We start from the raw sequence: 21,044 nt of genomic DNA, 5'->3' as shown, positions 1-21,044 counted from the left end.
AAAAATGAAAAAGATAAATGTGATAATAACAGTTTTAATATTTTCTCTCTTCATTTCATGTAAGAAAGATATATTAACAGAAAATCCTAAAACTTTAGTTGTAGAGGAATTCTATAACACAAATGGTCAGGTAGAAGCAGCCCTTGCCTCAATTTATACTCCGATCAGAGGCCAGTTGGCTGGTTGGATGATTGGAGCAATTGAATGTCAAACGGAGTGGGGTGCAGGAATAAGTGGTGCAACTAATTTTGATGGGCACAAGACAATGCAAGGCCTTGACGCTGTTCCTTCGAATAATATTGTTCCTATATGGGATAACCTGTTTCTAGGCATAAGGAATGCAAACCTGGTAATCAAGAACACTCCAAATGGCAAAGAACTGACAACAGATGCAAAGAACAGATATATTGGAGAGGCTAAATTTATGCGTGCATTTATTTATTTCCAACTGGTAAAATCCTGGGGTGGAGTGCCATTATATACAGAGGTTAACATGGATAAGACAAGTGGTGTGGCAAAAAGTACCAAAGATGAGATATATAAGTTAATTGTGAGTGATCTTAAACTCGCAGAGACTAATCTTCCTGACAATGCCCCATTGCTTGGAAAGCCATCGAAACGTATCGCCAAAGCTGTTTTGGCTGATGTATATTTCTATATGGGAATGTACTCAGATGCTAGTCAAAAAGCTGACGAAGTAATTAAATTACAAAGATATTCGCTTGAAAAAGTTACTGTTTCAGACGACTTTAATAAACTGTTCGGGATAGGTGCAACTTCACCAGAGGAAGTGTTTTATCTTAAATTTAATACCCAGAATCCTAGCGGTCTTATTTTGTTTACTCAGCAAATTACAACTCCTTGGTTTGGAACATCAGGATTTGGTATTTTCACTTGGTTTAAAGAGTCAAAATATTTTTCTGAATGGGATGACAAGGATTTGCGAAAACGATTCAACTGGTATGAGGATCCTAAAGCAGCAAATAGATTTCTGGCTGGTCAAACTGCTTTTCCACAGAAGGGTGTAACCTTAATTTCACCAAAGAAATATAATAATCCTACAGCTACCATTGCTGCTTTTGATTTACCCGTTTACCGCTATGCTGATATTCTGTTAATTTACGCCGAGGCGGAAACAAGAGCCAATAAGGCACCCACTGCAAATGCCGTTGAAAAATTAAATATGGTACATCGCAGGGCATACGGTTATGATCCGATGGTGGCTTCGCCCGTTGATTTTAAACTCTCTGATTATAATGAAACAAGCTTTATTGATCTTGTTGTAAAGGAAAGAGGATATGAATTTCAGTTTGAAGGAAAAAGATGGTTTGATTTGGTGCGGTCTGGACGAGTTAATTCTGTTATGAAAACGTACATTGACCGTGATGTTGCCGCCAAACACTTATTATGGCCAATTCCTGCAATCGAATTTTCTCTTAATGAGGCCCTTAAACCTTCAGATCAAAACCCGGGTTATTAGTTAAACAGACCAGTTAAATTAAATTGTATTGAAAATGAACAATGTAGTCTAGGTTTGCCCTTAAGAAGTATTATCCGTATAGAACAACCCTGATTATTGAATTGACCAATAGCCATATCGCATATGTGGCCACCGGCAAAGCATTTAGACAGGGGAGTTAGGAAGCTGTAAACTCGCGCCTTGCTCTAAGCATAATTTTCAATCAGGTTGATTTAAATTTAAATAGTTATAGACAATATGAATATGGAAAGAACAATTAAAATTTTTAATGAAGGCCGTGCTGGCAGACTTTTACTATTGATTTTCAGTCTTATACTTTTAGATCCTGATCTGTATGCGCAGACTCCTGCTTTCCGCGCAGGTGCATCGACTGCGAACATAACTCCACCTTTGGGCTCAGGCTTAGTAGGAAATTTCGGTGTGCCGCCTCCGGCCAATTTTGTACATGACGAATTGCATGCGCGCACCCTTGTTTTGGACGACGGTACAACAAAGCTGGTTTTTGTTGTAGTGGATAACGTAGGTATTATTCGTGAAGTATTTGATGCAGCCAAACAATTGATCTTTGCAGAAACCAATATTCCCACAGCCCATATTCTCATATCTGCTGATCACACACATTCGGCCAGCAGTGCCAGTGGAGTGGGTGAGATTAGAGGAGGATGGTCTGCCGGAAGACCTCTGGATGATTACCAGCGTTTTCTTGTTCGCCGTATAGCCGATGGAGTGCGTATAGCATTGAGTAATTTGGAGCCAGCACATATTGGCTGGGGTGCCGGAAATGTACCCCAACATCTTTTTAACCGTCGATGGAAAATGAAATCCCCGGTAATCAATCCTTTCGGAGGTAAAGATCTGGTACAGATGAATCCGGGGATCAAGAATCCGGATTTAGTGGAACCAGCCGGCGGTACAGATCCTCAAGTTTCTTTTATCTCGGTACAATCTCTTAAAGGGCGTCCGATTGGTTTACTTGCCAATTATTCTCTTCATTATGTAGGTGGAGTCCCAAAGGATCATATTTCAGCAGATTATTTTGCTGTATTTGCCGACCGTATCCAGGAATTGATAAAAGCAGATCGTCTGGATCCTCCTTTTGTTGGTATTATGTCTAATGGTACATCTGGAGATGTAAACAATATAAATGTTGGTGGTCCGGCAGAAAACCACGAGCCCTATGCCAAAATGCGTATTGTCGCCAATGATTTAGCCAACGAAGTTCTACGGGTGTACAAGACTATACAATACAAAGACTGGGTGCCCTTACGTGCTGCACAATCAGAATTGAACTTGAAAGTTCGCAAGCCTACTCCTGAAATGATTGCTTATGCCCAAAAGGTACTTGCAAAACCTGAGACAGAAACGCCCGTTCACCGTCTGGAGAAAACCTATGCAGAGCGAACCATTCAAATGGATGGATGGCCACAGAATATTGATGTGCTTATCCAAACCTTCCGGATTGGAGATCTTGGTGTAGCTGCGATTCCTTTCGAGGTTTTTACAGAAATAGGTCTTGAAATAAAAGCACGTAGTCCTTTCAAATCCTCCTTTACCATTGAACTGGCAAATGGCAGTTATGGATACCTTCCTACGCCCGAACAACATCAATTGGGAGGATATGAAACCTGGCTGGGAACTAACAAGGTTGAAACGCTCGCTTCGGAGAAAATTGTAAGCGAAATTCTTAAACTTTTCAATCAAGTAAAACAATAAACCCATGGTGATTTAAGTCATCCCTGTACTTTTCAGGCTTTTACACAAACTTAAGAATAAAGAAATGTCAAAGTGAACATGGCCAGAGTTTATATGCAAACTAGAAATCTGTTATTAATATTTGCTTTAATTCTTAGCACATTCCCTGTCAGAGCCCAAAACAGCGCGGCTCCTGGTGTAATGGTGGGTGCGGCGAAGGTTAAAATGACACCGCCCGTTGGTAGTATTATAGGAGATTCCTATGGCATCAGGGTTTCTACAGGTGTCCATGACAACCTTAATATAAAGACGCTGGTTTTTCAGAATGCAGGAGTGAAGGTTGCTTTTATCACCCTGGAGGTGATTAGTCTCCCGCATGAACTGGTTATGAAAAGCCGGCAGTTGATTAATCAGCAGACAGGAATTGCTCCTGGTAATATCATATTAAATGCAACTCATGCCCACGCAGGCCCCCAATTAAATCCATTAATGTGGGAGGCGGTTGGCGGCGACGCAAAACAAAAAAGTATTGAATATACAAGAAACCTCCCCGCTTTGGTTCTGGAAAGTGTGCAATCAGCTATATCCAAACTTCAGCCATCAAAGATATCAGTTGGTAAAACTCAGGAAAACTCTGTTAGTTTCAATCGCCGGTTTCTGATGAAGGATGGGACATTCAAAACAAATCCCGGAAAATTAAATCCAAATACCGTCCGGCCACTTGGTCCCATTGATCCTGATTTATCCGTTATTTATTTTGAATCACCCGATAAGAAGCCTTTGGCTATTCTGGTAAATTATGCATTACATGTTGCAATTGTGGGTGGTACTCAGTTTTCAGCTGATTTTCCGGGTGTTATGTCTGAATTGATTGGAAAAGTAATAGGTGAAGAAGCGGTTATTATATTCACAAACGGGACCTCAGGAAATATCAATCACGTGGACGTATCTGACCCTAAGCAACTAGTCGGGCTTGACGAAGCAAGACGTATCGGAACTGTTTTGGCAGGCAGAGTGCTGGCATCACTTTCCTCCCTTCGCCCTGTAGCCGTAAATTCCTTGCAAGCTAACATTCAAAGTGTGAGAATTCCTATTTTACGGTCTGTTGACGACAAGGAGGTCGCATGGGCAAAGGATATAATGTCAAGATTCGGACAAGCTAAAGGGCCGGCCTTCACGGATGTTGTGACCGCCTGGAAGCTTATTGATATTGCTAAAATGCCGGGTGGGATAGAAGCACGACATAAATTAACGACAACAGTACCGTTAACACCGGACGGATCCTCACTGGAAAGTGAGGTTTCTGCTATTGTATTAGGAGATCAAATCGCTTTAGTAGGATTTCCGGGCGATGCATTTGTTGAATTAGGACTTGGTATCAAATTAAATTCACCCTATCCATTCACTGTCGTAAGTGAACAGTCCGGTAATGGAACCATTAGTTATATGCCTAACAGAAAAGCATTTCCTGAAGGTTCATACGAGGTTGAGAGTGCGCGGTATTCTTCCGGAGGAGGTGAGGCGTTAGCGGATGCTGCTGTACGAACTTTAATAGAACTGTTTTACAAGAAGTGATAGTGGACATGCTAAGAGGATAACTAATGAGTTTACCGAAGTTTTTATCCACTATTTTACAAATATTTTATGAACTTAAAATTGCATGCAAACATGAAAAGTGATCCATTATTTCTCAAACTTGAATGTACTCCAGTGGTATTATTTATTCTACTGACATTATTCACGAGTGCAGATGCAAATGGGCAGGATACGTCAGGGCAGGTATTTAAAGCCGGTGCAGCCACCAGCGTGATAACCCCGAATCTTGGTAGCACCATGAATGGTAATATGAAAGCCATTGTAATTAAGCAAATACACGACGAAACTTATGCACGTGCGCTTGTATTGGACGATGGAAAAACCAAGCTTGCAATGGTCGTTACGGATCTTTGTATGGTTTCCAAAGAGGTTTGTGATGAAGCCAAACAAGGTGCTCAACGAATTACAGGTATACCTGTAGAAAATATAATGATTTCGGCAACCCATACGCATTCTTCAGGAACAGCCTGCGCTGTGTTTGGAAGTGAGCCGGAGGAAGCGTATCTCAAATTTTTGATTGTTCGGATAAGAGATGCTGTAATCAGAGCAAATAACAACCTGGCACCTGCCCGCATAGGATGGGGTGTTGGCAGTGAGCCGACACAGGTACATAATCGCCGGTGGAAGTTAAAACCCGGTGTGACTAGCCTTAACCCATTTGGTCAGAGCGAGACCGTGAAAATGAATCCTGGCAGAAATCCTGATATTACCGAACCCGCTGGTCCAATCGACCCCGGGCTTCCTATTATATCAATACAAACACCAGAAGGACGCCCTGTTGCTCTTTTTGCTAATTATTCACTTCATTATGTTGGTGGAACCGGCTCCGGGGAGTTATCTGCTGATTATTATGGATATTTTGCTGAGCGTATGAAACACTTGCTCGATGCCGAAAATAAGCAACCAGCATTCGTTGCCATGATGTCAAACGGAACAAGCGGCGACATTAATAATGTAGTAGTAAAGGGTCCAAGAGGTCCTGAATATGGCGCATATGGCAAGATGCAGCAGGTAGCCAATGTTGTTGCAGCGGAAGCCTATAAGGTATATCAAAATATTCAATATCAGAATTGGATATCACTAAGCAGTCTGCAAAGGGAATTAAACCTTGGAGTACGGTTACCTGAGAAATCGGACATTGTCCGTGCGAACGGAATCCTCGCCAGGTTAAATGGATCTGAACGGAATACTCAGGAAGAGTCCTATGCACATGAAACGATCATGTTAAGCAAGTATCCTAAGACTGTTCCGGTCATTTTGCAGGTTTTTCGTCTCGGAGATTTGGCTATTACCGCAGCACCTTGCGAAATTTTTGTTGAAATCGGCTTGGAAATCAAAGAAAAAAGTCCTTTCAAACCAAGCTTTATGGTGTCTCTTGCTAATGGATATAATGGTTATTTGCCTACTCGTGAGCATCATAAATTAGGCGGATATGAAACCTGGCGAGCCCGATCAAGTTACCTGGAAGTGAATGCCTCCACAAAGATCACTCAAAATATTTTCGAAATGCTGGCCAAACTTAAATCTGAACAGGCAAAATAAAGAGACTAAATTCGTTAAAGAATACGATTGAAATAGAATTTAAGTCTTGTTATTCCTGTGAATAAGAACCTACGCGAGAGAATGGAAATTTTAGACAAACCTAAAGCGTTTTTTATGAATAAATATCCAAATAAGGTATTACGAATTTCCGGATTGCTATTAATCTTATGTACAATTACTATTTTGGCATGGCAGAATGAACCTCGCTCTCCACGCTTAAAGAAAGCTCTTGACAGCTTTAAGGTGGAGCCGGGAATGCGTATCGAACTTATGGTCTCTGAACCATTGGTAATTGACCCGGTAGCTATTGCCTTTGATGAAAACCGTCAGATGTATGTCGTGGAAGATCGCGGATATCCTGATCCAGCTGAAGGAGGCTTACCCACTAAACTTGGACGGATTGCATTGCTGAAAGATATGAACGGGGATGGAAAGTACGATAAGCGGACTGAATTTGCAACGGGTCTAACGTATCCTAACGGTGTTTTACCCTGGAAGGGAGGAGTATTCATTACCTGTTCGCCAGATATTTTTTATTTCAAAGACACCGATGGGGACGGGATAGCAGATGTTAAAAAAGTAGCTTTGACCGGTTTTTTTGCAACACAAACTGCACAAATTCGCATGGCTTACCCAACCCTTGGACTGGATGGCTGGATTTATGTTACTGCTGGTTTGAATGGCGGAAATATTACTTCTCCTGAACATCCCGAACGCCCAGCCGTTTCATATACACAAGCTGACGGACGTTTTAATCCCGAAACACTTGAATTTCAAATTACAGGAGGTAAAAGCCAGTTTGGTTTGACCTTTGATTCCTATGGTCGCCGCTTTGGTTCGTCTAACCGCCATCCTGTTATGAATATGGTAATAGAGCCATGGCATCTTAAGCGAAATTCCAACCTTCTTTTCAATGAGTCTGTTCAGAATGTATCGAAAGTCGAAGCCGAAGCCGTTGTTTACCCCATAAGCCGTTCAGTAACTAGCGCCGACTTTATTCCGAAATTGATTGGTCGTTCGCACGCAGGAACTTTTACAGCGGCTAGCGGTCTATTGGTATATAACGGCACCGCACTCAGTCCAGCCCACCTGGGCAATATTTTTATTTGTGAGTCCGCCCAGAATTTAGTTCAACGTCAGATAGTTAAACCTGAGGGAGTGTCTTTCCGAACGGAATTGCCGTATACAGAACGTGAATTCGTTTCCTCAACAGACGAGTGGTTCCGTCCGGTGTCGCTCCAAAATGGCCCCGAAGGTGGTCTTTATATAGTGGATATGCATCGGAAGGTTATAGATCATCCTGCTTATGTACCCGAAGAGGCGCGGGGTGGATTGGATTGGGAAAGTGGAAAAACAGATGGACGCATATATCGTGTTGTACGCGAAGGTTTTAAGGATAGATATGCAAATAATCGTCCCAAATTTAGTTCGCGATCAAGCGTTACACAATTGGTTACGGCGCTGTCTTCTGCCGAAGAATGGGATCGTTCCACTGCTCACCGATTATTACTAGAACGAAGAGAAATGGCATCCGCACCCTTATTGAGAAAAACGGCAACTGAATCTTCTCGCCCCGAAAGCCGGACCCGTGCCTTATGGCTGCTACACTCCCTGGGGGCGCTGGACATTACTACTGAAAAGAAGGCCCTGATTGATAAAGTCTTAGGAGTACGCGAGCAGGCTGTGTTATTAGCTGAAAGACTTAGCAGGCAACACCCTGAATTGGTTCAGGCATTAGTTTTAGCAGCCGGCGACGAAGCCATCCGTATACGTTTTACCAGTGCACTGGTGTTAGGATCATTGGATGGCGCTAGCGTTGTGCAGGCACTGGCAAAGGTTGCCGCAAAGGATGGCGCTGACCAATGGGTGCGGGCAGCCGTTCTTAGTGGCATCGAAAAACGTATGCCCGCATTTCTAACTGCCCTACGCGAGCAAGCAAATCCGAATCCAGCGGCGTTTGCATCGGTAATGCAGGATTTAGGCCGTCTTTACGGAACAGGGGGATCGGTTGCAGACAGCCGTAATCTTTTCCAGGAAGTCCTTTCTTCACCCGGAAATCCTGAATGGAGAATCGCAACAATTCTTGGATTGGCAGATGGTGTTTCCCGTAGAGTTAATGAGTTTGGAACATCTCCTAAAGGCCTCGTATTTGCTATACAGGGGGAAAACGCATCCAATAGCGTTCGGACCTCATTAGATAATTTTGTTGACAGATTATCCAGTATTGCTGGCAATCCGGCGGAAAGCACACGGCTAAGAGTTCTGGCAACTTCCTTGCTGGGATTTACAAACTATGATCAGGCACAGGCGGCATTGCAAAAATTGCTTGCTCCTAGTAGTCCCCCTGAATTGTTAAAGGTTGTTGTCGCTTCTTTAACACGGTTAAATGATGCCCGAGGTGCCCTGCTACTTACCGAAAAGCAGGCTTGGTCAAGTTATACTCCGTCTCTGAAAGCTGCGGTAATTGGTTCTTTAGTGTCAAAACCTGCATTTGCCAATGAGTTATTTGCAGCAATTGAAAAGGGCACGATACAAGGAGCTGAAATCTCGTCAGGTGACCGGGTTCGCCTGATGAAAGATAAGGATCCAAAGATTAGCGAACGTGCAACAATCTTATTCAAAGAATTAGAGGGAGGAGACCGAATGAATGTTTACCAGGAATACAGGAAAATAATAGGTGTAAATCCCAATGCGATAGCAGGAAAGGCGGCTTATCAACGGTACTGTTCCGCTTGTCATACATATCTTGGTCAGGGCGGCAAGGTTGGACCTGATTTAAGCGGTGTTAAAAACCAGCCAGCTGAAGCTTTGCTTCTTCATATTGTCGTTCCAAACTACGAAGTTCTTCCGGCTTATCAAACCGTTATGATAGGGACTAAAGATGGGCGGTCTTTCTCTGGAAGAATAATGTCTGAAACTGAAAATAGTATGACCATACGTACTGCCTTTGGCACCGATGAGTCCATACTTCGCAGGGATATTGCTACTCTTACTAATTCCGGCTTTTCACTCATGCCCGATGGGCTTGAACAAAGTATGTCCAAACAGGACATGGCCAATTTAGTTGCCTATCTCAAAGCTGGAAAATAGTCATGATTATCTATATTATTCGAACCTAAATAATACTTAAAAAATGAAAAAATTAAATCTTTGCATCTTGGCCTTACTGGTCATATTTATATATGGAGGTTGTAGTTCAACAAAATTAGCGCAAACTGCAGGTAAGACCACTCAATTGTTCAATGGAAAAAACTTTGAAGGATGGTATAAATGGGTTGAAAAAAGAGGAAAGAATATTGATCCAAAAAATGTCTTTACCGTTGAGAAGGGTTTAATTCGCATTAGCGGAGAGGAGTGGGGTTGTATTACTACAAATGAGGAATATAGCAATTACAAGCTGTTGGTAGAATTTAAATGGGGCGACGCTACTTACGCACCAAGACTAGACAAAGCCAGAGATAATGGGATTCTCGTACATTCAATCGGAGAAGACGGAGCCAAAGACGGAATTTGGATGCATTCCATTGAAGCACAAATTATCGAGGGCGGCACAGGCGATATTCTTGTTGTGGGAGATGGTAGCCTTACTTTTTCTGCTACCAGCCCAATACAACCTAAAAAACCAGGTGTACCGGGCAATTTCTTCATGTCTGGTGGTGAGCCAATCACCATCAATGGCGGACGGATTAATTGGTGGGGACGTGATCCCGCCTGGAAAGATGTGAAAGATTTCCGTGGTGCTAAAGATGTGGAAAAGCCGGTAGGGCAATGGAACAAATTTGAAATCATTGCTGCTGGGGATAAACTGGATTATTACCTGAACGGAGTTTTAGTTAATCAGGCGTACAATGTGAAACCATCAAAAGGCAGGATTCAGATTCAGTCGGAAAGTGCAGAGATGTACCTTAGGAAGGTGGAAATTACTCCTCTTTAATAGAGCGGGAACAGCTAGCTATCAGGTCTCAAATTTACCTCACCCGCAAAATGGCATCCCACTCTGTAGTGTAAGGGGGACTTAAAAAATTCCTTCGCATAGACCATTTCTTTTCAAACCCCTCCGCTGCCAGAATGAGTGTTCCTTTCCCATAATAATTATTTAACCGATCCATCAACTCACTTACTTCGTTTTTACGCTTTCCATCATAATTGGAGAACAGATTCAACTGAACTTCCCTTTCGGGGATTAGCCCGGTTGCATAGACTTCCACTTTCAAGTATAGGTAGCTGGGTTTAAAAATTGATTTTAGTCCCCGGACCGCATGTTTGACCAGTTCAAGAATGTTGTTGGTAGGGTGAGGCAAGGTGATGGCGACGCTATTGGTGTACTGCGTTGTTTCAGGCCTGTGAATATTGGTCAGGAGACGAATTGAAAGGAGGGTGGCGCAGCTTTTGTCTTTGCGCAGCTTTTCGGATACGCGGGTACAGTAGGCTACGGTGGCTTCTTCAAGAAAGGTGTAGTCGCCGGTCAATTTGCCGAACGAGCGGCTGGAACGGATGCCTTGCTTGCGTTCGGTCATGGAGGCAAGCTGTATGCAGCTTTTGCCGTGGAGTTCATACCACATACGTACGCCCTGGATAGTAAGTTTTTCCTGCACCCATTCCAGGGGCTGGGAGCGAAGATCATGAGCAGTCAGTATGCCGAAACTTGGAAGTTTTTTAGCGTACTGTCGCCCGATACCCCAAATTTCCTCTACTTTAAAGTCTTTAACGGCTAAGTCGATCTTTTCCGGGGTTTCAAGCACGCAGAGTCCATTAAAATTCTTTGCCATGCGGTTGGCAAGCTTAGCAAGAGTTTTTGAAGGCGCGACACCCACAGACACAGGTATTCCAGTATTCCGGATTATCTGCTGCCGCATTTGGTTGCCGTACGATTCAAGATTACTGAAACCCGTCAATGATAAAAAACACTCGTCAATGCTATAGATTTCGACGTTAGGCGTGAAACGAGCGAGGTTGTTCATCACCCGCGCGCTCATATCCGCATACAGGGTATAATTGCTGCTGAAAGCTTTTACCTGGTCCCGAATTGCAGCGTCTACCAAATGCCACGGCGTTCCCATGTGAACACCCAGATCTTTAGCTTCCTGGCTCCGGGCAATTACGCAGCCATCGTTATTGGATAGCACCACCACAGGCTTACCGCGAAATTCAGGCTGAAAGAGGCGTTCGCAGGAAGCATAGAAATTATTACAATCTACTAGTGCAAACATTTTTCTCGATTTGAGGTGAACAGCTCCATGTTACTACTCCCCAGATCATTATACCTTCGTCACCTGCAATCACGATCGGCGTTTCATCCCGCATACCAGTGATCAGATCGCGTTTGCCATTGATATCCCTCAACTGTCTCACCAGCCATGTGCCGTCGATCCATGCGATCACAATATTTCCGCCCTTAGCCGCCAGGGTGCGATCAACAACCAGAATAGTTCCCTCACGTATATCGAAAGCCTCCATTGCATCCGAATCGCTTTCAAAAAAATAGGTGTTCAAGGGATCCCGCACCAGCTTTTCCATAATATTGAGGCGTTGTTCTTTATAATCATCAGCCGGCGACTGGAAGCCGGAAACCCGCGAAGGATCTGCAATTGGGGTCAGATCCGGGCGGTTGAAAGTTTCTATGGTTCTAAGCATGAGAGTGGGGGAATTGGATAGGTCAATATTACTAATAATTTTAGTAATGCGTTTCGAATGAGGGGCAGGAATTTTGAAAAGGCTTGAAGGTTAGGACAATAGATTTGTTGCCTGTCAGTGCGAGCCTGTCGGCCGCAGGCAGTGCGCTGCGAAGCAATCTCCCCCGTGACGGATGCTGCGACGGATTTCCAGCCTGCTCAGATTGCTTCGCTGCGCACGCAATGAACCAAGCGAGCAGTCTGAAAAACACCTGTCTTGATCTCACATATTCCAAAACTAATCTCCATTTTCCTTGTTTGGAACATACAATACCAATGTTTATGAAAAAAGGACCAACCAAATCTGCGAAAGCCGTGGAGTCGAAATCCGGGAAGCCGGCTCCTCCAAAAAAATCAACTGATTTAAAGCATTCTGCACCAGAACGGGGAAACGATAAGATCGATGATCTTGCGGGCAATACCGAAACGGGAGCAGGTGAAATGATGACTACAAATCATGGTATACGTATCAATGACGATCAGAATTCGCTGAAAGCGGGCGAACGGGGTGCGACCCTGCTGGAAGACTTCATTTTACGGGAAAAAATTACCCATTTTGATCATGAACGTATTCCGGAGAGAATTGTTCATGCACGTGGTTCGGGAGCACACGGCATATTCACCTGTTATGAAGCATTAACTGACCTTACCCGTGCGCACTTTCTAAGTGAAGCCGGTCGCGAGACGCCTGTGTTTGTGCGCTTCTCAACCGTGGCAGGCTCCCGCGGCTCTTCCGACCTGGCGCGGGACGTGAGAGGTTTCGCCGTTAAGTTTTACACCGGGGAAGGTAATTTTGATCTGGTAGGCAATAACATGCCAGTCTTCTTTATCCAGGATGCGATGAAGTTTCCGGACCTGGTGCATGCTGTTAAACCTGAACCTGATAACGAGATTCCGCAAGCAGCTTCGGCACATGATACCTTCTGGGACTTTATTTCCCTGATGCCTGAATCGGCGCACATGATCATGTGGGCGATGAGTGATCGTGCCATCCCGCGTAGTTACCGGATGATGGAAGGTTTCGGCGTGCATACCTTCCGTTTAGTTAATGCAGAAGGAGTGGCAAGCTTCGTGAAATTTCATTGGAAACCATTGCTTGGGGTACACTCAGTAGCCTGGGACGAGGCACAGAAAATATCTGGTAAGGACCCGGATTTTCATCGTCGCGACCTTTGGGACGCAATTGAGACAGGGGCATTTCCTGAGTTCGAGTTTGGCGTGCAGATTGTTCCGGAAGAGGATGAATTTAAGTTCGGCTTTGACCTGCTCGATCCGACAAAGATTATTCCTGAAGAGCTTGTTCCCGTGCGGCGCATTGGCAAACTGACGTTAAACCGGAACCCCGATAACTTCTTTGCCGAAACGGAACAGGTTGCCTTTCATGTAGGTCACGTGGTACCCGGTATCGACTTTACGAACGACCCGCTGCTTCAGGGAAGGTTATTTTCGTATACCGACACGCAATTGATCCGTTTGGGAGGCCCGAATTTCCACGAAATTCCGATCAACCGGCCGGTGGTGCCTGTACATAATAACCAGCGCGACGGCTTTATGCGGCAAACTATCAATAAAGGAAAAACCAGTTATGGGCCGAACTCATTGTCGGACAATGCGCCCATGCAGGTAAAGGCAGCTGATGGAGGATTTGTTTCCTACAATGAGCGGATCGATGCCCGTAAGATACGTGCCCGCAGCAAAAGCTTTCTCGACCATTTCAGTCAGGCGAGGTTGTTCTTTCAAAGTCAGTCGGACCCGGAGAAGGAGCACATAATCGATGCGCTGAGATTTGAACTTGGAAAGGTGAAAGCGATTGCTATACGTGAGCGCATGCTCGGCATCCTGAACCAGATTGACCCGGACCTTGCTGTACCGGTAGCCCTGCACCTTGGTTTACATGTTCCAAAGGACCCTGCACAATTGAATTTCAGCATTCCTGCCGATGTTGATCCCGCAAGCCTTGAATCTCAAAAAGGAGTGGAAAGCCAAGTAAAGGAATCTCCGGCGTTAAGCATGGCTGGCACAATCAAGGATACGATCAAAACGCGAAAGATCGCATTTCTTACAGCAGATGGTGTGGACGGGAAATCGCTCAATGCCATGAAAACTACGCTCGAGGGAGAAGGTGCAGTTGTATCAGTGATAGCCCCTAAGCTTGGGGTAATTACTGCGGAAAGCGGTGAGGAAATCCCCGTGGATGAATCATTCCTTACAGCAGCATCCGTACTATACGATGCCGTCTTCGTGCCGGGAGGGGTAAACAGTTCCGCAACGCTGGAAGCGGATGCTGATGCCATTCATTTTCTGAACGAAGCCTTCAGGCATTGTAAAGCTATCGCAGCCGACGACGCTGCGCGCCAGGTGATTGGAGCTACCTATTTCAGTAAGAAGATCTCCAAAGACCAGACGAAGGAAACTGCATTGGCAGACGGTGTTCTGATCAGTAACGAGGCCGGCCCGACATTTGTAAAGATGATCGCGATGCACCGCTTCTGGGAGCGCGAAAAACCGATGAAGGTACCAGCGTAGAAGTATGGAGATCACACCAGAAATAATTATACACGCCGCCCGGCAGGGCCGGGCGGATGTTTTGGAAGAAATAGTAAATACCGGCGCAAGTCTGGACGTACGCGATGAAAAGGGGTACACTCCCCTCATCATCGCCTGCTATAATAACCGGTATGATGCTGCTAAACTTCTCCTTGACCGCGGCGCCGACATCAATGAATGCGATAGCGGCGGAAACACCGCGCTCATGGGCGTAGCTTTTAAAGGCTATTCAGATATTGCTGAACTACTGATCACCCGAGGCGCCGACCTGAACCGGCAGCACGGTAATGGGGGCACTGCACTGATGTTTGCGGCAATGTTTGGACGAAACAATGTGATGGCACGACTTATAAAACATGGAGCCGACCGGGAAATCCGCGATGCCCGGGGATTAACTGTCCATGATATTGCTGCACAGCAGGGGAATGAAGAGGGGATGAGAATGTTGGCAGTGTGACACTTTCAACCCGTTTTTAACTTCTCTTTCAATTTATTGGCTATGGGAAAGGTTATCCGGCAGGTCTACGCATTGTCAACCGTTTATTTTCAAATTTCCATGGTCAACTCTTAACAAGTCTCTCCTCCGAAATAAATGAATTCGGCAAAATCAGCAATGGAATTTCTTTTCCCGGCATAAGCTTGCTCAGGCTGGCGTGAAAAACGCCTTCCATAAAGTGGTATTTTCTGTGAGCCAGAGCGAGAATATTTACTTTTTTCTTTCCCATCATTCGCTGCAGGCCGGCGCCGAGGTTATCATCTTTTAGGGTTTGGTATACAAGTTTAGAATAATTCCGCCCCAATTGTTGGTTGAGAGAATCAGAAGACTTCCCAATAGTGACAACAGTCACCTTTTCCCCTGATGAACCTCATCCCACGACGGCGTTAAATACATTAAGTTTGATTTTTATAAAGACACAACATTGAAGTAACTGCCTACCATATTAAATCGTGCGAAAATGAAATTATTACCTGGAGTTTTTTGCTGAAAGGACTATCCAAAGTTTAAATCAATTTTTAGAAAAAGGAGTTAAATTATGAACAGACATTTTGTTGCTTTTTTGGTCGTTATGGCAGGTATGCTGGAAACCAATTTGGCTTCGGCACAAAATTACACGGCAACGCAGGGTGATATTCTCGTCCTCGGAACTGCTAATACGCGCAGCTGGTCGCTTCAAACGCGAGATCTGTACTGCCAGTCGGCTATTACAGTTTCAGCAGATAAAATGAAAATAAGTTCCCTCACTTTTAGGGTTAAAGCAGAAGATCTGAAAGGCCATAACGTTTGGATGAACCGCTGGGCTTATAAGGCGTTAAAATCTTATCCATTTGAAAGTATCATTTACAGAGGAGTCTTATTTACCGCAACTGTGGAAAGCGAAAATAACTTCATCATAAAAATAGAAGGCAACCTAACCATTGCTGGGATTACCAGGATAACTCCGCTTTTAGTTAAAGCCATAGTCGACGAGCAGGGGAATATTCTTTGTACTGGTTCAACGGCAATCAAAATGAGCGACTTTAAAGTTCAGCTGCCTCCAAGTGAAAATCGGAGAATGGAAGTCGGGGATGAGGTGATCATGAGTTTTTCCTTAGAGCTTCATCCTTAAGGGTCTGATCGTCTTTATATTAGTGATGAGAATTATCTAAGGTACGTTTTGGAAAACAGAAAGCCGGACATTTAAATAACGTGTAATGAAAACCCTGTATGTCAAGATCTTAATTTGGATAGCACTGTCACTTTTCGTTCAGCCAGGCTGTGGACAAACTGTGGATACGCAGGCTGTAACAGATGCTAATGATGGAAATAAGGACCAGACCGTAAGCGGTAACTTCAGCAGTCAAACCACCCAGGTTTTCGACAGCTTGGAAGTAAGCCGCTTTTTTGTTGGGCATCCGAATTTGAAAGAGTATGAAAAGGATGTGAGAAGTTTTTACCAGGAAAGAAAATTTGCTTATGCATGGTTTGAAAAAGGCCTGCTCATTGAACCAGCTCACAATCTTTCCAACAGGATTTTGAACCTTGAAAATGAAGGCATTTATCGGAAACTTTTTTACAAGGAAGCACTTGATTCATTGATGCACGGTACAAGTGCCGCATCCAAATCGGCCAAGCCGGATGTAATGCTTGAAATCCTGCTGACAGCAGAGTATTTCGTTTACTCGAAGCTGGCCTGGGATGGTATGAGCAAAGAGGTGAGTAAATCCAATAAATGGTTTTTGCCGAGGAAAGCAATTAACTATAACACCTATCTGGACAGCCTACTGAATTCACCAGCCAAAGGGGAACAGATTAAAGAGCCAGTCTATCGTCAGTATGAGTTACTTCGCGGATATCTTGTAAAATACAGGAAACTGGATTCCGGGAATAGTTGGGAGCCTTTGGTCAGCCGAAAGATGTTTGCCTTGGGCGACAGCTCTGCTTTTATCAGGCAGATAAAATCCCGCCTGTTCCTTCTCGGCGATTTTGCCGGTGATACCTCAGATCAAACATTCGATAAGCTGCTTGCCGACGCATTAATCATTTTTCAGCAAAGGAACGGACTTACTCAGGATGGGACGCTTGGCAAAGAAACAATGGCTGCAATCAATGTTCCCTTAAAAAGCAGGATCAGGCAGATCATTGTGAATATGGAGCGGAGCCGATGGCTTCCCGTGCAGCTTGCAGGCGATTATGTAGCCGTTAATATCCCAGAGTTTAAGCTGCATGTCTACAGTGGTGAAAATCTTTTATGGAGCTGTAATGCGGTGGTAGGTAAGACTGTGCATCCAACCTCACTGTTTTACGGTGAGATTAAATATGTAGTATTTAGTCCGTACTGGAATATACCTCCGGGAATCCTTCGTAATGAGATTATTCCGGGTATGAAGAAAAATTCTAATTACCTGGCGAAACACAATATGGAAATCACCGGGTATAAAGACGGCCTTCCGATTGTGAGACAAAAGCCCGGCCCATCGAATTCGCTCGGTTTAGTCAAGTTTGTGTTTCCAAACAGCTACAACATTTACCTTCATGATACTCCTTCAAAATCCTTATTCAATCAAACCTCAAGAGCTTTCAGCCACGGTTGTATTCGCATAGCAGAACCGGCCAAGTTTGCCGGGTTCCTTCTAAGAGATGCTGAAGGATGGGATGGAGAGAAGATCTCGCAAGCCATGCATGCGGGTAAAGAGCGTTTTGTTACTCTCAACAAAAAGGTTCCGGTATTTATCTCCTACTTCACTGCCTTCATTGACCGTGACAATCGTATGAACTTCAGAAAAGATATCTACGATCTGGACGAACGGCTGGCATCGATGATCATATCCGGGGAAGGAGCGTACTGAAGTATGAAGTATTACCCCTTGGATTCTACAATTTCACTTCGTTTACCAGTAAGGTTAAATCCCATTAGCCCTTCGAGCGAAAAATTACCTTCTCTGATCCGGTTGTACGCTTTATGAGTTTTTCGATAAGGTAAGGATCATGGACATAGCATGTTCTGCAACCGCTTCAGGGGAATAAGCTGGAACCCTAAGCACCTTAACGTTAGTTTCAGCCGCCTTTTTTAGATCAATATTATTAAATCCTGCGCAGCGAAGCAATATTAATTTGACACCATTCTCTTTTAAAGCTGCTAATACATTGGAATCGGCTTTATCGTTAACAAACAAGCATAATGCATCAAAGCCTTTTGTGAGCGAAACATTTTCAAAATTTAGCGAGGAATCAAAAAAATTCAGCTCATGCCCGGTATTATAACGTTCCAGAAACTCCTGATCATATTGGCAAGTGCTAAATACGGCGATTTTCATTTGATGAATGTTTTTTGTAAGATAGATATATTAAGTTAACGTTACATTTATCACCAATCCGCCGTATATATATTGGTAAATTTGAAATTTTGATTATAGAAACTTAGGAAATGGTAAAAGATATCGCATTAAAAAATTATAAAAGCTGGATCAACTGGTCAACCATTTCAAGCGTTGTAATGATAGGCTTCATTCTGGTACTGTTGCTAATACCCGATACCAAAGCTATTGTACTTGAAGGCCTTATGAAAATAGGGTTTTTCCAGCCCGAATTGCCGGATGAGAGCAAGCAGAAAAGCTTAATTGCCAGTACGAATGTTCCATCGGTTCAATTCCAGGATAAGACCGGGAAAATTGTAAGCCTCGAGGATTTTGAAGGCAAGGTGGTGTTTGTGAATTTCTGGGCCACCTGGTGCCCTCCCTGCATAGCTGAAATGCCTTCAATTAATAAACTTCGTAAAAGTCTTAACGATGATAGTAAAGTAGCATTCCTTATGGTTGATATGGATTCTGACAGGGCGAAATCGAGTAGATTTATGCTGAAACGAAAATATGATCTGGATATATACCTTCCAGTGAGTCAGCTTCCCCGCGAATATTATACCGGATCCCTACCTACGACGCTGGTTTTTGATAAATATGGAAGACTGCTTTTCAAACACGAAGGGGGAGCGGACTTCACCAATAAAAAGTTTGTTGAGTTTCTGAAAAAGAATATGATATAACTGATGCTTCTATTTTATAAGGGTGTCATCAGCGCAAAGCCCACGATATTTCCCTGAACTGCAGGCACCGCTATAAAATTGGGTTTGTTGTTCTTAAATATCTAAGGCAAAACAATATTTTGGAAACAAGCTGGATTTGCGGACCAACGCTACATGGTCAGACCTGTTCCCCGACGAAGATTACGCTGTTAGAATGAACCCTGGGTCAGAGCCGATTCATGAAATCATAAAAGTCAACAACCAATTCCTGGAGATAAATATTTCGCCCTCAATGGTCGACAACGATGTGCCCCAATATTTGCTGCTGGTCAACGATGTGACACGGATGGTTGACGTCGAAAACCAACTTAAAAGCAAAATCGAGGAACTTGAATTCCTAAATCGGGAGCTTGATGAATTTGTAAACGTAGAAGGGAAAAGGATTAACAGTTCTAACAATCAAAGACAATGGAATAGGCATAGACCTTGAGAAGAATTTGAATTTACTGTTCCAGCCGTTTAAAAGATTAACTGAGCAAAGTACGGGTTCCGGGCTCGGTTTAAGCATTGTTAAGAGAATTATAGAACATCATCATGGATATCTTGAGGTCTTTTCTGAAGTGGGAAAGGGCACAGAGTTTAAAGCTTACCTCAAAGATCTTAGGCCGTTGAAATAATCTCTATATGTTATTAACTGTTCGAGCTTTTAAGCGTGGAAGATTGCCAGATACTGTTTTCCTTCGTAACTTAAGCCTCTAAAACAATCAAGTTTAATCAGGCGTATGACTGGATAGGTTAATTATCTACGATTTAAAATATAAATGTTCCATGGTTGGTGGTACATAAAATACTTTTTTAACTAAAATTAAAATTCATGAAACTTTCAGTATTACCCTTGATGATAATTACTCTAATCATATTGAGTTGTTCGGAAAAACGAAAAAACACCCATGCAAATTCTGAGAAAAGCAGCTATTTTGATTATTCCAGGAGCGATGTGCAGAATACTGGCGGCATTAAAATGATCCCTATCCAAACTCCCAAAGGAACTTTTAATGTTTATACAAAACGTATGGGAAATAATCCTAAAATGCGTGTATTGCTGCTTCATGGCGGACCAGGCGGAACTCATGAAGAATTTGGGAACTTTGATGGCTATCTCCCTAATGAGGAAATTGAATACATTTATTATGACCAGCTCGATTCTTACTATAGTGATAAACCCAATGATTCTACACTCTGGACTACCGAGCATTTTGTAGAAGAGGTAGAGCAAGTCCGCAAGGCCTTAAACTTAAACAAAGACAATTTTTACTTGCTCGGCCAATCCTGGGGTGGAATATTGGCTATGGAATACGCCTTAAAATATCAGGATAATCTGAAGGGTCTTATTATCTCTAATATGATGGCCAGTGCTCCGGCCTATGCCAGGTATGCCAATGAAATTCTGGGCCCACAAATGGATCCCAAAGTTTTTAAGGAAATTAAAGACATGGAAGCCAAAGAGGATTATAAAAACCCCAGGTATAACGAACTTTTGATGAATCATTATTACACCCAACATATTTTGAGAATGCCTTTAGAAAAATGGCCAAAATCAGCAAACTTACTTTTTGAACATCTGAATCCAAATATCTATATTTTCATGCAAGGTCACAGTGAATTTGGCATGACTGGTAATGCCTCGCTGAAAGACTGGGATGTGTCTGGCAGACTGAAAGAAATCAAAGTACCAACTTTAGTGATTGGTGCTAAATATGATACGATGGATCCAAAATATATGGAATGGATGTCAAGCGAGGTACAAAGGGGCAGATCTGTTACTACCAACGGCAGTCATTTTTCCCAATTTGACGACCCAAAAACTTACTTCAACGGATTGATAAAATTTATTAAGGATGTAGATTCGGAAGAATTTAAATAAAAGGATTAAACATAACAGAAGTTGCTACGCTGATCCTAGTTAGGGAGGCGTAGTTCGGCAGCCAGTTCTAAAGCCAGGAATAATGAAAAGTT

At 43.4% G+C, this 21,044-nt stretch carries 18 protein-coding genes; 14 read left to right on the top strand and 4 right to left on the bottom strand.

The window, feature by feature from the left end:
• The first annotated feature begins 4 nt into the window (after positions 1 to 4).
• From ACLL8Z_RS03540 to ACLL8Z_RS03515, 6 genes are all read left to right on the top strand, one after another.
• Positions 5 to 1,480 (top strand): RagB/SusD family nutrient uptake outer membrane protein, encoded by a 1,476-nt coding sequence (locus ACLL8Z_RS03540; protein WP_411273378.1) that lies wholly within the window; start codon positions 5 to 7, stop codon positions 1,478 to 1,480.
• Between the two features lie 243 nt (positions 1,481 to 1,723).
• Positions 1,724 to 3,193, top strand: a complete 1,470-nt coding sequence (locus ACLL8Z_RS03535; RefSeq protein WP_411273377.1) for a neutral/alkaline non-lysosomal ceramidase N-terminal domain-containing protein — start codon at positions 1,724 to 1,726, stop codon at positions 3,191 to 3,193.
• A gap of 93 nt (positions 3,194 to 3,286) precedes the next feature.
• Positions 3,287 to 4,747 carry a neutral/alkaline non-lysosomal ceramidase N-terminal domain-containing protein gene (locus tag ACLL8Z_RS03530; RefSeq protein WP_411273376.1) on the top strand — a complete coding sequence of 487 codons (1,461 nt, stop codon included), beginning with the start codon at positions 3,287 to 3,289 and terminating at the stop codon, positions 4,745 to 4,747.
• A 69-nt stretch (positions 4,748 to 4,816) separates the two neighbouring features.
• Entirely contained in the window at positions 4,817 to 6,310 is a 1,494-nt protein-coding gene (locus tag ACLL8Z_RS03525) for a neutral/alkaline non-lysosomal ceramidase N-terminal domain-containing protein (protein ID WP_411273375.1), read from the top strand.
• A gap of 114 nt (positions 6,311 to 6,424) precedes the next feature.
• Positions 6,425 to 9,400, top strand: a complete 2,976-nt coding sequence (locus ACLL8Z_RS03520) for a PVC-type heme-binding CxxCH protein (protein ID WP_411273374.1) — start codon at positions 6,425 to 6,427, stop codon at positions 9,398 to 9,400.
• 43 nt (positions 9,401 to 9,443) lie between these two features.
• Positions 9,444 to 10,244 (top strand): DUF1080 domain-containing protein, encoded by an 801-nt coding sequence (locus ACLL8Z_RS03515; RefSeq protein ID WP_411273373.1) that lies wholly within the window; start codon positions 9,444 to 9,446, stop codon positions 10,242 to 10,244.
• Between the two features lie 34 nt (positions 10,245 to 10,278).
• On the opposite strand, the gene ACLL8Z_RS03510 is transcribed toward ACLL8Z_RS03515, so the two are convergent.
• The gene (locus ACLL8Z_RS03510) at positions 10,279 to 11,520 is read right to left on the bottom strand and encodes a Y-family DNA polymerase (protein WP_411273372.1); all 1,242 of its coding nucleotides are present in this window, start codon (positions 11,518 to 11,520) and stop codon (positions 10,279 to 10,281) included.
• Positions 11,498 to 11,944 carry a S24 family peptidase gene (locus ACLL8Z_RS03505; RefSeq protein ID WP_411273371.1) on the bottom strand — a complete coding sequence of 149 codons (447 nt, stop codon included), beginning with the start codon at positions 11,942 to 11,944 and terminating at the stop codon, positions 11,498 to 11,500. The genes ACLL8Z_RS03510 and ACLL8Z_RS03505 overlap by 23 nt, the downstream gene beginning before the upstream one ends.
• A gap of 320 nt (positions 11,945 to 12,264) precedes the next feature.
• Between ACLL8Z_RS03505 and ACLL8Z_RS03500 the strand changes: the two genes are divergently transcribed.
• Both ACLL8Z_RS03500 and ACLL8Z_RS03495 read left to right on the top strand, forming a co-directional pair.
• The gene (locus tag ACLL8Z_RS03500) at positions 12,265 to 14,508 is read left to right on the top strand and encodes a catalase (protein ID WP_411273370.1); all 2,244 of its coding nucleotides are present in this window, start codon (positions 12,265 to 12,267) and stop codon (positions 14,506 to 14,508) included.
• A 4-nt stretch (positions 14,509 to 14,512) separates the two neighbouring features.
• Complete coding sequence (locus ACLL8Z_RS03495) at positions 14,513 to 14,986, top strand: ankyrin repeat domain-containing protein (protein ID WP_411273369.1); 474 nt, start codon at positions 14,513 to 14,515, stop codon at positions 14,984 to 14,986.
• A 103-nt stretch (positions 14,987 to 15,089) separates the two neighbouring features.
• On the opposite strand, the gene ACLL8Z_RS03490 is transcribed toward ACLL8Z_RS03495, so the two are convergent.
• Positions 15,090 to 15,377 (bottom strand): hypothetical protein, encoded by a 288-nt coding sequence (locus tag ACLL8Z_RS03490; protein WP_411273368.1) that lies wholly within the window; start codon positions 15,375 to 15,377, stop codon positions 15,090 to 15,092.
• A gap of 186 nt (positions 15,378 to 15,563) precedes the next feature.
• On the opposite strand from ACLL8Z_RS03490, the gene ACLL8Z_RS03485 reads away from it, so the two are divergent.
• Positions 15,564 to 16,136 carry a YceI family protein gene (locus ACLL8Z_RS03485; RefSeq protein ID WP_411273367.1) on the top strand — a complete coding sequence of 191 codons (573 nt, stop codon included), beginning with the start codon at positions 15,564 to 15,566 and terminating at the stop codon, positions 16,134 to 16,136.
• Between the two features lie 85 nt (positions 16,137 to 16,221).
• The gene (locus ACLL8Z_RS03480; protein WP_411273366.1) at positions 16,222 to 17,856 is read left to right on the top strand and encodes a L,D-transpeptidase family protein; all 1,635 of its coding nucleotides are present in this window, start codon (positions 16,222 to 16,224) and stop codon (positions 17,854 to 17,856) included.
• Between the two features lie 111 nt (positions 17,857 to 17,967).
• Here the strand turns inward: ACLL8Z_RS03480 and ACLL8Z_RS03475 are convergent, their stop codons facing one another.
• Positions 17,968 to 18,324 (bottom strand): hypothetical protein, encoded by a 357-nt coding sequence (locus tag ACLL8Z_RS03475; protein ID WP_411273365.1) that lies wholly within the window; start codon positions 18,322 to 18,324, stop codon positions 17,968 to 17,970.
• 110 nt (positions 18,325 to 18,434) lie between these two features.
• Here ACLL8Z_RS03475 and ACLL8Z_RS03470 point away from each other — a divergent pair, with 110 nt between their 5' ends.
• The 4 genes from ACLL8Z_RS03470 to ACLL8Z_RS03455 all read left to right on the top strand — a co-directional run bounded on the left by ACLL8Z_RS03470 (position 18,435) and on the right by ACLL8Z_RS03455 (position 20,952).
• Entirely contained in the window at positions 18,435 to 19,049 is a 615-nt protein-coding gene (locus ACLL8Z_RS03470) for a TlpA family protein disulfide reductase (RefSeq protein ID WP_411273364.1), read from the top strand.
• A gap of 136 nt (positions 19,050 to 19,185) precedes the next feature.
• Positions 19,186 to 19,518, top strand: a complete 333-nt coding sequence (locus tag ACLL8Z_RS03465) for a hypothetical protein (RefSeq protein ID WP_411273363.1) — start codon at positions 19,186 to 19,188, stop codon at positions 19,516 to 19,518.
• A 7-nt stretch (positions 19,519 to 19,525) separates the two neighbouring features.
• A complete protein-coding gene (locus ACLL8Z_RS03460; RefSeq protein WP_411273362.1) occupies positions 19,526 to 19,705 on the top strand; it encodes an ATP-binding protein in 180 nt (59 codons plus the stop codon).
• 197 nt (positions 19,706 to 19,902) lie between these two features.
• On the top strand, positions 19,903 to 20,952 hold the full coding sequence (locus tag ACLL8Z_RS03455) for a proline iminopeptidase-family hydrolase (RefSeq protein WP_411273361.1): 1,050 nt from the start codon (positions 19,903 to 19,905) through the stop codon (positions 20,950 to 20,952).
• Positions 20,953 to 21,044 lie beyond the last annotated feature (92 nt).

The organism is Daejeonella sp., from assembly GCF_046590655.1.
Taxonomy (GTDB): domain Bacteria; phylum Bacteroidota; class Bacteroidia; order Sphingobacteriales; family Sphingobacteriaceae; genus Daejeonella.
Note: the sequence above shows the minus strand (reverse complement) of the source record. Positions and strands in the feature narration are given on the sequence as shown.

Bases quoted from the DNA above. Each gene is read 5' to 3' on its own strand.
- ACLL8Z_RS03535 (WP_411273377.1), top strand. From the start codon at position 1,724: ATGGAAAGAACAATTAAAATTTTTAATGAAGGCCGTGCTGGCAGACTT.
- ACLL8Z_RS03530 (WP_411273376.1), top strand. From the start codon at position 3,287: ATGCAAACTAGAAATCTGTTATTAATATTTGCTTTAATTCTTAGCACA.
- ACLL8Z_RS03510 (WP_411273372.1), bottom strand. From the start codon at position 11,520: ATGTTTGCACTAGTAGATTGTAATAATTTCTATGCTTCCTGCGAACGC.
- ACLL8Z_RS03480 (WP_411273366.1), top strand. From the start codon at position 16,222: ATGAAAACCCTGTATGTCAAGATCTTAATTTGGATAGCACTGTCACTT.
- ACLL8Z_RS03500 (WP_411273370.1), top strand. From the start codon at position 12,265: ATGAAAAAAGGACCAACCAAATCTGCGAAAGCCGTGGAGTCGAAATCC.
- ACLL8Z_RS03485 (WP_411273367.1), top strand. From the start codon at position 15,564: ATGAACAGACATTTTGTTGCTTTTTTGGTCGTTATGGCAGGTATGCTG.
- ACLL8Z_RS03540 (WP_411273378.1), top strand. From the start codon at position 5: ATGAAAAAGATAAATGTGATAATAACAGTTTTAATATTTTCTCTCTTC.
- ACLL8Z_RS03520 (WP_411273374.1), top strand. From the start codon at position 6,425: ATGAATAAATATCCAAATAAGGTATTACGAATTTCCGGATTGCTATTA.
- ACLL8Z_RS03475 (WP_411273365.1), bottom strand. From the start codon at position 18,324: ATGAAAATCGCCGTATTTAGCACTTGCCAATATGATCAGGAGTTTCTG.
- ACLL8Z_RS03525 (WP_411273375.1), top strand. From the start codon at position 4,817: ATGAACTTAAAATTGCATGCAAACATGAAAAGTGATCCATTATTTCTC.
- ACLL8Z_RS03470 (WP_411273364.1), top strand. From the start codon at position 18,435: ATGGTAAAAGATATCGCATTAAAAAATTATAAAAGCTGGATCAACTGG.
- ACLL8Z_RS03495 (WP_411273369.1), top strand. From the start codon at position 14,513: ATGGAGATCACACCAGAAATAATTATACACGCCGCCCGGCAGGGCCGG.
- ACLL8Z_RS03515 (WP_411273373.1), top strand. From the start codon at position 9,444: ATGAAAAAATTAAATCTTTGCATCTTGGCCTTACTGGTCATATTTATA.
- ACLL8Z_RS03455 (WP_411273361.1), top strand. From the start codon at position 19,903: ATGAAACTTTCAGTATTACCCTTGATGATAATTACTCTAATCATATTG.
- ACLL8Z_RS03505 (WP_411273371.1), bottom strand. From the start codon at position 11,944: ATGCTTAGAACCATAGAAACTTTCAACCGCCCGGATCTGACCCCAATT.